The 11568-nt window shown below is 35.0% G+C and carries 11 protein-coding genes and 1 other RNA gene; 6 read left to right on the forward strand and 6 right to left on the reverse strand.

Annotated features, from left to right (window positions below):
• The 5 genes from rnr to RMR19_RS10965 form a co-directional block, all read left to right on the forward strand.
• Window positions 1–1758, forward strand: a 1758-nt coding sequence (gene rnr / locus RMR19_RS10945; protein ID WP_310603528.1) for a ribonuclease R, incomplete at its 5' end; no start/stop codon positions are given.
• 270 nt (window positions 1759–2028) lie between these two features.
• Window positions 2029–2496 carry an SsrA-binding protein SmpB gene (gene smpB, locus RMR19_RS10950; protein WP_310603529.1) on the forward strand — a complete coding sequence of 156 codons (468 nt, stop codon included), beginning with the start codon at window positions 2029–2031 and terminating at the stop codon, window positions 2494–2496.
• A 68-nt stretch (window positions 2497–2564) separates the two neighbouring features.
• Complete coding sequence (locus RMR19_RS10955; RefSeq protein ID WP_310603530.1) at window positions 2565–2867, forward strand: hypothetical protein; 303 nt, start codon at window positions 2565–2567, stop codon at window positions 2865–2867.
• 179 nt (window positions 2868–3046) lie between these two features.
• Window positions 3047–3408, forward strand: a transfer-messenger RNA (tmRNA) gene (gene ssrA / locus RMR19_RS10960).
• 178 nt (window positions 3409–3586) lie between these two features.
• A complete protein-coding gene (locus tag RMR19_RS10965; protein WP_310603531.1) occupies window positions 3587–5122 on the forward strand; it encodes a M3 family metallopeptidase in 1536 nt (511 codons plus the stop codon).
• A 73-nt stretch (window positions 5123–5195) separates the two neighbouring features.
• Here the strand turns inward: RMR19_RS10965 and RMR19_RS10970 are convergent, their stop codons facing one another.
• The 5 genes from RMR19_RS10970 to RMR19_RS10990 form a co-directional block, all read right to left on the reverse strand.
• Complete coding sequence (locus RMR19_RS10970; protein ID WP_310603532.1) at window positions 5196–5927, reverse strand: hypothetical protein; 732 nt, start codon at window positions 5925–5927, stop codon at window positions 5196–5198.
• Window positions 5928–6316: 389 nt separating this feature from the next.
• Window positions 6317–6673: a hypothetical protein gene (locus RMR19_RS10975; protein WP_310603533.1), complete on the reverse strand. Its 357-nt coding sequence runs from the start codon at window positions 6671–6673 to the stop codon at window positions 6317–6319.
• The gene (locus RMR19_RS10980) at window positions 6651–8018 is read right to left on the reverse strand and encodes a radical SAM peptide maturase, CXXX-repeat target family (protein ID WP_310603534.1); all 1368 of its coding nucleotides are present in this window, start codon (window positions 8016–8018) and stop codon (window positions 6651–6653) included. The genes RMR19_RS10975 and RMR19_RS10980 overlap by 23 nt, the downstream gene beginning before the upstream one ends.
• Window positions 8011–8367, reverse strand: a complete 357-nt coding sequence (locus RMR19_RS10985; protein WP_310603535.1) for a hypothetical protein — start codon at window positions 8365–8367, stop codon at window positions 8011–8013. Before RMR19_RS10985 ends, RMR19_RS10980 begins: the two co-directional genes overlap by 8 nt.
• Before the next feature lie 14 nt (window positions 8368–8381).
• Window positions 8382–8654, reverse strand: coding sequence for a hypothetical protein (locus RMR19_RS10990; protein WP_310603536.1), 273 nt, complete (start codon window positions 8652–8654; stop codon window positions 8382–8384).
• On the opposite strand from RMR19_RS10990, the gene RMR19_RS10995 reads away from it, so the two are divergent.
• Window positions 8639–9496 carry a hypothetical protein gene (locus tag RMR19_RS10995; protein ID WP_310603537.1) on the forward strand — a complete coding sequence of 286 codons (858 nt, stop codon included), beginning with the start codon at window positions 8639–8641 and terminating at the stop codon, window positions 9494–9496. The two genes, RMR19_RS10990 and RMR19_RS10995, sit on opposite strands and share 16 nt — an antisense overlap.
• A gap of 72 nt (window positions 9497–9568) precedes the next feature.
• Here the strand turns inward: RMR19_RS10995 and RMR19_RS11000 are convergent, their stop codons facing one another.
• Window positions 9569–11032 carry a BppU family phage baseplate upper protein gene (locus RMR19_RS11000; RefSeq protein ID WP_310603538.1) on the reverse strand — a complete coding sequence of 488 codons (1464 nt, stop codon included), beginning with the start codon at window positions 11030–11032 and terminating at the stop codon, window positions 9569–9571.
• Window positions 11033–11568: the final 536 nt, after the last annotated feature.

Consider the following 11568-nt stretch of genomic DNA (forward strand, 5'->3'; position numbering starts at 1 on the left):
GTTCCTGATAATTTAAAATTTGGAAAGGATATATTTATTCCAAGAGAGCATACAAAAGGTGCTGTTACAGGCCATAAAGTAGTTGTAAAGATTACAGATTATGGTAGTAAAGATAAAAGCCCTGAAGGTAAAATTACAGAAATTATTGGTCATATCAATGACCCCGGCGTAGATATTATGTCAATTATTATGGCAAATAATTTACCAACTGAATTCTCGGATTTCGTTATGAAGTCATTAGATTCGATACCAGAAGAAGTAACAAGTGCGGATATCGGAGGAAGAATGGATATTCGTGATCTTCAAATGGTTACGATTGACGGAGAAGATGCAAAGGATCTTGATGATGCCATTACGATATCTAAGAGTGGCGATAAGTACACATTAGGTGTTCATATTGCCGATGTTACCAATTATGTTAAGGAAGGTTCTCCACTCGATGTAGAGGCGCTTAAACGAGGCACAAGTGTATATCTAGTTGACCGAGTGATACCAATGTTACCACACAAATTATCAAATGGAATTTGTTCGCTTAATGCAGGTGTTGACCGTTTGGCATTAAGTTGTTTCATGGATATTGATAAGAAAGGTAATGTTGTAGGTCACAAAATTGCAGAAACTGTAGTATGTGTTGATCGTAGAATGTCATATACAAGTGTTAAGAAGATTCTTGAAGACAAAGATGAAGCAGAAATGAAAGAATATAGCGAACTTATTCCTATGTTTGAATTGATGCAAGAATTAGCGTCGATTCTTCGTGAGAAAAGACATCAGCGTGGTTCAATTGATTTTGATTTCCCTGAAAGCAAGATTACATTAGATGAAAAAGGGAAACCAATTGAAATTAAAGCCTATGAAAGAAACTCAGCGACTAAGATTATTGAAGATTTCATGTTACTAGCAAATGAAACGATTGCAGAAGATTATTTCTGGCAAGAGTTACCGTTTGTTTATCGTACGCATGAGAATCCAGATTCAGAGAAGATTGAGAAATTAGGTATCTTCATTAATAATTTTGGCTATAGTATTAAGATAGGTCAAGACGAGATTCATCCGAAAGAATTACAGAAGTTATTATCTAAGATAGAAGGAACACCAGAAGAGCCTTTGATTAGCCGTCTTACTTTGCGTTCTATGAAGCAAGCGAGATATACAGTTTCGAATGAAGGACATTTTGGATTATCTACAAAATACTATTGTCACTTTACTTCTCCAATTCGTCGCTATCCGGATTTACAGATTCATCGAATTATCAAAGAAAATCTTAGAGGTAAGATGAATGAGAAGAGAATTACTCATTATGATAAGATTCTAGCTGATGTAGCAAGACAATCAAGTCAAACAGAACGTCGTGCCGATGAAGCGGAAAGAGAAGTTGAGAAGTTAAAGAAAGTAGAATATATGAAGCAATTCATTGGTGAATGCTTTGATGGTGTAATCTCAGGAATTACTACTTGGGGAATGTATGTAGAATTGCCGAATACAGTAGAAGGTATGGTTCATGTTACGAATATGGAAGGCGACTATTATTTCTATGATGAAGAACATTATATGATGATAGGTGAACATACGAAGAAAGCGTATAAGCTAGGTCAAAAGGTGAAAATTGAAGTAACAGGCTGTGATAGTATGCTGCGTACAATAGATTTTGAATTGGTAGAAGATGAGTCTTATGAGGAAGAGGATTCTGATGAAATAAATGAAGAAGCAATTATGGATCTAGTGCACAAAGCGGACGCTGTAGAGGATAACGAGTAGGAATTGTTTTTATAATGTAGATTTTAATGTGAAGTATAGAACGTAGCGTGAGATTGTAGAGTGTTAATTGATGCAAAGGGTTTTCTTGCGAATTAGGTCGAATTATTCTAATGTGCTATTTGAAGTAGCTTTAAAGTAGCATTTATGATAGGCTTAATTCGTGAGGAGCACTTTGGCTATCGAATAATAAAGCGATTGTATTAAAAGAATTACTTATAGTATTAATCGCAAGAAAATGATATTATAACTTAGGAAAGGATAAGTACAAGTATGTCAAAAGATAGTATTAAGCAGATAGCAAACAACAAAAAAGCATACTTTGACTATTTTATTGAAGATAAATTTGAAGCAGGTATTGTTCTTCATGGAACAGAAGTAAAGTCACTTCGTATGGGTAAATGTAGTGTAAAAGAGGCTTTTATTCGTGTTGAAAACGGAGAACTTTACATTTATAATATGCACATAAGTCCATATGAAAAAGGAAATATATTTAATAAGGATCCACTTCGTATTAAGAAATTACTTCTTCATAAATATGAAATCAATAAGATAAGTGGTCAAATGCAGCAAAAAGGATATACCATTGTTCCTTTAAGCGTTTATCTAAAGGGAAGTCTTGTTAAGATGGAAATAGGCTTGGCAAGAGGTAAGAAATTATACGATAAACGACAAGACATTGCGAAGAAGGACCAACGCCGTGAAGCAGAGAAGGAATTTAAGATTAAGAACTTGAATTAATCTATAGTTTTTTGCTATAGGTCAACGACGCGTTGATATTGGTGCGTTGGCCTACATGGAGGTACATAATGATAGATAGAGATAGTTTTGTTAATATTAATTTGTTAAAAAAAGAGATGTTCACGGGAAGTTTGAATGGTATGCGATATCGCCTGAAAAAAGAAGTGACAGAAGGAGAGAATTCTACAACATCACTGTTAGTGACAATATGGCCACAACCATATAATTTTGCAAGTACAGAAGATACTCTAAAGACCAATAAAGAGTTTGGATTTTCACAAGAAGGAGTCAAGGAAGCCGCTGATTGGCTGAACCAATCTTATGAAGAGAAGAAGGAATATTGGAATGAGGCTTGTTTGTGGAATGTGTAAGGGAAAAAAGCTTTTAATTACTATTTTTGAAATATTGATTTTGGAGTATAAATACAAAGCATCTTGACAAAAATAGTATTATGTTATAATATAATAACACGTCTGTTTACCATACGGCATATATAAACGAAAGAAACATTCTATTTTTCTATAAGTATAGAAAATAGAGTATCCATTTCGGGGTTGTACGGGTTTCGACGGGGGTTTTGAAGTTGCGGAAGCCATTCGTGGACTAGGACCACGTAAAAACTTAGAATTAAATATAAACGCAGACGAAAATTTAGCGTACGCTGCCTAGCGGCAGCTGTCGACCTTAAACCACTCGCTGTTTAAGAACTCGGCATCAAATTTGCGAGGCACTTTGTCTTCAAAGCTTTGAGAGGATAAAAGAACTATGAAGCTACTGAAACGAATAGCCTGTTAGCCGGCGATTCACAGAGGGAACAGCAAACTTCGGGTTTGCATAAAAGACTGACTGTAATGGGAGATGCCTCAATGAATGGGCTTTCGGACAGGGGTTCGATTCCCCTCAGCTCCACTCATTGTATCTATGTGTATATAGCAATGTTTATATAACGGTGATGCATAAATACGGGTTTAATAAAAGTCTTGGTGATTGTTTTTTAGTCATCAGGACTTTTGTTTTTTGTTTGTGTTGCATTTTGTGCTATATTTCTTACTGCATAATAGTTGAATTGCTGCTATGAAAGGGGGCAATCATGAACAAATTCAGTGAACTAAATTATTCGAGACTAAATTATAAACAAACAAAAGAAAAATTATTAAATTATAAAAAAGAGATTTTAAATGCTTCATCATATGAAGATATTCGAAGAGCATGGCTATCTATGAGGGAATATATACAATATCTATCGTACATAGAAGAAATGGCATATATTCGATATCTATGTGGTGTTTCTTATAATTTTTATAAAGAAGAAGTTAGGATTCAAAATCTTGAAGATCCACAAATTATGGTGATACAAAACGAATGTGACAGATTGCTGATAAATTCTCCTTATGTGAAAGAATTCGAGTTAGAATTTGGGCACATGATTGTAAATCAGTTAAAAAATAATAGTATGCTTTTGAATACAAGTACTAGTTCACTACAAGCGGAGGAAGCTCGACTTAGAATGGAATATACAAGTCTTCTTTCTTCTGGACAAGACAGAGAGGCACTTTCTGAGCAATTTTATGACATACTGGATAACTTGATTACGGTGCGATCGGAAATGGCAAATGCTTTAGGATATAAAAGCTATATTGAGATGGCATATAAGTTACAAGGGCGTTTCGACTATGGAGAAACGGAAATTGCTACATTTCGTACACAAATTCAGAAATTAATATCACCAGCATGTAAGGAACTAAGAAATTCGATAACATTGCAATATCCAGACACAGATGTTAGAGATGCAAAGGGATTGATTGCTGTATTAAAAGACATGTTTTCCGACATCTCGCAGGGAAGTAGAGAGTACATAAATTATATATTTGAGCACGAATTGTTTGATATTACAGATAGACAATTTAAGCGAAATAATATTTTTTCTTGCTGTATGCTCCCATATAAGAAGGCACCGTTTATAATTGGTGCTTATCATGGGAATGGTTCAGAGGCAAATTATCTTATACATGAGTTTGGTCATGGATATGCTTTTTATACGGCTGCTCGTAGTCAAAAATTATATGAATATCATCGTGCATCTCCTTCTGTCAATGAGATCCATTCAAAGGCGATGGAACATTTTGCGTATCCTTATCTAGATACATTTATGGGGAAGCAGAAGAATAACTATGTACGCAATCATTTGTTTCAGTCATTGGATAATCTTCCTTACAGATGTGCAATTGATGAGTTTGAACATGCGTTGTATAAGGATATTAAGTTGACTCGTATACAGCGGTGTGAGTTGTGGGCAGAGATAGAGAGGAAATACATGTCGTGGAGAATAACTGATTTGCAAGCGATTAAACAGGGGACGTATTGGCCAAATCAATCACATCTGTTTACGCATCCGTTTTATTATATCGAATATAATATCGCACAAATCAATGTATTTGAGTTTTATGAACGTTCGAAACATAACTACGAACAGGCATGGCAAGACTACACTAATTTGTGTGAAACAGGTGGGAGCACGAATTACTTTAATCTTTTGAAGGTAGGTAATTTATCGAATCCATTTGCATCGAATACGGTTAGTATGGTGTGTACACCGATTCTTGAGGAGTTGTATTCGCTTGTGTAATGAGATCGTTTTAGCGTAAAAAATAGGGATAGAAGAGTATTTGAAAACTCAACTATCCCTATTATAGTTTGGATTATTTTTTTAACTTACCTGCTTTTAATTGATTCAGCATTGCAATATTCTGAGTGGCGGTAGCCATATAGGTATCTGTAAAATTAGCCGCATAAATCTTGCTCCGGTTCTCCTTAGAAATGTTCACACCGATACTAGCTAAGGCATCTACGATGCTAGTATATTTGGCGTTGCATGTTGGATAATAGGTGGCAGCAGTAGATGGAGAACTTGTACCTGTTTTAATTTCGTAAATATATTCTACGTGACCGATTTGTAATGGTCTACTAGAATCCGTGCCAACAAATAGTAAAGCGTCACCAACTTTTAATAGTTCTGGGTTGGTAATATGGCCATTGCTGATTTCAACAGGTACTTCCTCAAACAAACTGGATTGATAGATACCAGCGGTATTCAATAAACCGACAGTAGTAAATCCAATTTTCTGCAAAGTTGCCATGCCAGAGGAAGAGCAATCTGAATAATAGTTTCCATCACAGCGTTTGCTATGAACATAATTTCTATAGGCTTGGCTATATGTATTTCGTCCGATAAGCATTTTATAGGTGTCGTGAAATTCTTTTCTTTTGGCGTCGGTCATTTTCTTTAAGCGCATAACTTTAATGATGCCTTTTCTTACACCATTTGGTGCTTTGGAACTATATCGGCTTGTTAGGTATGTGACCATATTTTTAGTGGAAGGTGTTCCCGAACCGTGTCCACATAGAGTAATGTCTTTTTCTGTAATAGCCATTCGAGTTAGTCCTCCTTTGTTTTAAATTGTGAGATTGCTTGAGTTACTTTGTCATATCCAATCATGCTGCATAGCCAGGATAGGAAGATGAGGGCGATAATGTATACAAGAATTTCGGCGGTAAAGATTGTATGAGTAATAATGCAATACCCAATTCCTACAGCGAGTGATAAGATGATGGAAACAATGGCGGCTAAGGTGTTGCTATAGTATTTGATGTTTCGTTCGTCTAGTAGAATTTTAATTCCTTGTACTGTTAATCCGGTTAGGGTGGAGATGATTAGCAGGTGGAGTAGTATGAGTTCGAGAGTCATGGTTGTTCAGTCCTTTCAAAAAACCAGTAGAAGAGTTCAATCTTTTACTGGTTTTGTACATTGGAATCTGCAATGCTATATTATTTGCTGATTGTTTATTAATTCTTCTTCTGTAGAGTTGTTATTATAGATTTCGTTTTCATCATGACCAAGTGAAACAAACAATTTACTAGTAGTTTTCATAAGTGAGAGCGTAATTCCTATGATTCTTTTTGGTTCTAGCTCTGATTCTGAACCATCTTCCATAATTAATTTTATTTTTCTACAGTTATCAATTGTAAAATCTTCTTTGACCTTGTTAAAAAGGTCGTTTGGTCTTTTTTCTAAAGTAAAAAACACGGTAGTTCTTAATTCGCCTGTAGAGTCTTCATGATTAGAGCGTCTTACTTCATCAATTTCGTACTCATTGTTATTCGTTAATCTTATTTTCATTTTGATTTTTCCTTTCATATTTACATATTTTTAAATTATTTAAATTTTTTAACATATCTAATTCGTCATTATCTATGATTTTTAATGACCATTCATCTGGTATATAAAATGCAAATGTTTTCTGTTCATTATTTTTTTCGTAGAACTTTGACCAATAATATGCATTTGCCAAGGTTCTAGCTTTATGCATTTCGCAAATATATGTTACACGCTTGTCGGGTGTACCAGTTTCTTGATAATTATAGGCACTACACCAAGCACAGCCATTTCCGATAGGACAATAAAAACATTCGTCTGTTGATTGGGTTCTTCTGTTAATACATCTTAGACATTTAATAACTTGTGTGTACTCTTCATTTTGTGCTATACCGTCATCAACATTTCCAATCCTCATCGGTTTCACCTTGCAACCAAGTGAACTTTCCATATATCTAATACAAGGATATAAATACCCATCTGGATCACAAGACAACATGTCGCCTGTTCCACCACACCAATTTTGTAGTTCTGTTTCTTCTTTGGGATTGAAGAAGTCTTCATTGAATACTGCAAGGTAAAGGTTTTCTGTAAGATTATTTTCTAATACATAATCTGCTAGTTGTTTTAATTGGTAATAGAAGATGGTGGCATGTTCTTGTTCCCAGCCCTTTTCATAAACGCAATTTGCATTGATATCTTCATAACCTAGTTCAATCATGTGCTTAATAGCACTAAATGTGTGCATTACATTTTGTGGGGCAATTGTTATTTTACTTCCCATGTAATATCCTTTTGACATCCAATCTTGTGCTCCTTTTACAGCAATATCATAGGAAGGTGAACCATCATGAAATACACGACAGCTATCATGTAATTCTTTATTTCCATCAATTGTTATGGAAAAAGACAAATTGTCTTTGTGTTTATTTAAGAATTGCTGTACTTTTGGATCAAAGTAGAGAACTCCATTTGAACAAATGCTAAACATATGCATTGCTAACCAAGGATGATCCAGCTCAATACAACGTTTCAAGAAGTAATCACATACTTGGTCTATAAGTTCAATTTCAAGGAAGGGTTCTCCGCCGATAAACTCAATAATAATACCAGGAGATGTTGAAGGGGCGACATATTTGTCAAACCCTTTATCTCCACTAAGGAGTAAATCAACATACTTCTTTGCTGTTTCAAATCGCATTCGTCTCTTACCTTTGTTTATTTGATAGCAATAGGTGCAAGCTAAATTGCAATCATCAGTCACTTGAAAGGTAACCGTTTTGGATAAAACTCGCCCCTCGGATAAATTATTAACATACTCAGGGTAGAGCCTAGCTATCATATCTTGATATTGTTCAAACTTACGCATTGACGTTCAACTCCTTTAGTAAATCTTCGTCAGAAACCTCATCAAAACAATTACACTTAAATGTAACTGTCATGACTGCTGTTTTGAAATCTAAGTTCCATTCGTAATCATGGTTTTTCCATTCAGTAGGTAACATAGAGCTAACTTCTTCCTTGGCAATATCATATTCGGCAAGTTTTGATTCGTATCTTTGTTGATATTTAATAAAGTTATCATTCTCAAGCAAGTTAGTATTTGAAGTGTCCGCAATCAAAGATTTAATAATTCTTTCTTGTGCATTTGTCTCAAATGCAAGTCTTTCCATATAATCTGATAATTCTTTTTTAACTTCTACATTAATTGTTTTCATAATAAATTTCCTCTTTATCTTTCTTTTATTTTATTTAGCAGTACCAAAGCATTGAGATGAACAAGTTGTATAACAAGTGGTAGAGCAAGTAGTGTTACAACTTGATTTGCAACCAGAGTAGCAACCAGTTGAGCAAACGCTTGAACATGAACTACTACAACCAGCACACCCACTTGAACACGAAGAGCAACCACTACAACTACTGCAACCTGTGCAAGTAGTTGAACAACTTGCACATCCACTGCAACTAAAACAGCTAGAACAACCAGATTTGCAAGCACTACCACAACCGGCTTCACAACTACTCCTACAAGAACTAGTACAGTACCCAGTACAGAACCCAACACAACCAGTACAAGCAGTACAACTGTCGCAACTACCAGAGCAACCACTGCAACCAGAACAACCTGCACAACCAGTTCTACAAGAAGAACCACAACTGGTACAAGCTGTACTACAACCATTGCAAGCACCACTTGCTTTTGCAGAGCCACTACATTGTCCTGCACAAGTATCACTACAACCACTACAACCACTGCATGAGGCACAACTTCCACTACAAGTAGCACCACAACCAGAAGAACAACCCTTACAACCAGAAGAGCAACTACTACTACAACCACTACAACTAGTACAACTTTCCCCACAACTGCTAGTACAACTAGTACAATTTTCCCCACAACCACTGCAACCACTACAACTTGAGCAACTTCCAGAACAACTATTACAAGCAGTACAACCAGTTGAACAACCAGAGCAACCACTGCAAGTTGAACAACCAGAGCAACCACTACAACTACTGCTACAACCACTGCATGAACCTGTGCAACCACTTGTACAACCACTAGAACAATTTCCAACGCACAATCCAGTACAAGCACCTCTGCATGAACTACTCGAACCTGTTAAACTTTCACTTGCAAGGCTGTCTACATATGTAATTAGAGAACTGTCGAAAGAAGATGGTATAACTTCTCCTTGTACTACATTCTTTAAATTACCTACATCTTTAATTTTTAAAAGTAAATCGATTGTTTTCTGTCCATGTTCTGTTGAAATTGAATTTCCATTTGAAGGAGTAGTGCTAAAGTCATATGTAGATGATCCAAACGCAGTTAAACTACCATAGCCACTTCTTCGAAGCATTTCAGCTTTTACTTTTTCTTTTAATGTATTAATTTCACTTGCTTTTAATATAAAATCACCCCCATGTCGATGTAATATTTACCCAAGCTGAGCCGTTATGATACTTTGCAATTCCTGTTGAAGTATTAATCCAAAGCACATTAGTATCAGTTGGAGTACTAGTTCCTCTGTAGAGACCACCATCAGATGTGATGGGTATCCAAGACGAACCGTTATAAAATTTTAGTGTTGGTTTTGATAAGCTTTTGTCAAGCCACAAAGCTGTAGTGTCAGAGGGGGAAGTAGTACTAAAGATGGTTAAATTTACAATGCCTAAATTTGCTCTGGCAGCACTTGCTGTACTTGCTCCTGTACCACCTTTAGTTAAAGGAATAATTCCAGATAAATCAGAGACAGCACCTGTAAATGCAATAGAGTTTAAGTCAGCAATAACTTTTGATATTTTTCCGAGAATAACATCAACAGATTCACCTGTGGATATATTTGCTCGCGTTAGTGCTTGCACAAAACTAACTACATCATCTTTAATATCATGAGAGAAAATATCATATCCCTTGTTGTTGGGGTCATAGATTGACGTAGACATGTCTCCAGTACCATTTTGTCCCTTTAGGTTAGGCGTAGTAAATACACCATCTTCATTCACGATATTTAGTTTATAAATATTGTTTGTATTATTTTTATCTTCGTTTACCGTTGGTGAAAATCCTCTTGCACCAACATTTCCGGTATCACCTTTTAAATTTGTGTATTCATAATTTGGATTACCTTCGACTCTTATACCAAGAGAAGTACCTTCCCAATCATATTCGAGGGATTTTCCATCAAAATCACCATTATCTGCTTTATGTTGAATGGTGTTTGTTGTTTCAATAGATTGTGTTGTTGCATCAACACAAAGTCCTGTTTGTTCAATACAGTTTTGGGTTGCGTTAATAGTTTTTTCAGTTTCTGCAATACATTCATTTGTTATATCAACACAAGTATTGGTTGTACTAATAGAATCATCTGTCGCTTCTTCACAGCGTTCAATTTGCTCACGAAAATAGTTTGCTTGCGCTAATACGGTTTCAAGAGCACCAAATTCATTTGAGCTTCGCAAGGCTTCATCATCATAGCCTGCCTGCTCCACGTTGATATAGAATAGGCAGGAAGAGATTTGCTTATTTATTCGTTCGTTATTATCATTTGTAGTATACTGATATAATCCAACATCTGCACGGATTGTGCCATGTAAAGCTAATACCTGACTTGATAATTCGATAATGATTTGATTATTATTAATTGATATGTTGCTATTTGTGTCATCCTCACTATTTATTACATAGCGATTATCTGGTTTGGTACAGCGAAATCTTGCAATTGTCTCAGGAAGAATAGTATATGGTTCATCATTTTCGGTAAGAGAGATTCGAATGAATCTGGTAGATGAATCATATTGTTTGGCATAGATATAATCATAGTTATCATGTTTTGCGATATCCAAAGTTATATCAGTATAAGTACTGTATGTTTCCAAATGAAATCCTCCTTTCTTGAGGTAAAATATAATAGAGTAATTAATGATTATAAATAAAAATTTAAAAATAATGTGAGCTAGAGTATGCCTCTGTATTGTTGTTCACAAGATTTTATGCAAAGAGCATTAATGAGTGAACTCTTTGTTTTTTGTATATGAAAAAGGACGCTTAGATTTTATTAATTATCTAAGTGTCCTTTGATAAAGGGGAATAGATATACTTTTGAGTAGAGGGCATAAAACATTTGACTATATATAAGTTAATTGGATACGTAGGTTTGATTATGAGAGAAGAAGATACTTTGGCAAGTTCTTCTATAACTAAATAGTATGATTTCTGCTCAATTAACTAAAACGAGTGAATTATCTGAAGATGAAGTAGGAATTAAATTATTGTCGCAGCAAGTAGAATATCTTAAAACAATAAAAAATATTTAGGTGTTCTTTGCTGCTCTTACTATAATAGGATTGACTTTTTCAATACCTACATTAATATCCTTGATAGATAGTTTGGTAAAATAATGTATTAATAAATA

Origin of the sequence: Anaerosporobacter sp., assembly GCF_031551385.1 — a bacterium.
Taxonomy (GTDB): Bacteria; Bacillota; Clostridia; order Lachnospirales; family Lachnospiraceae; genus Anaerosporobacter.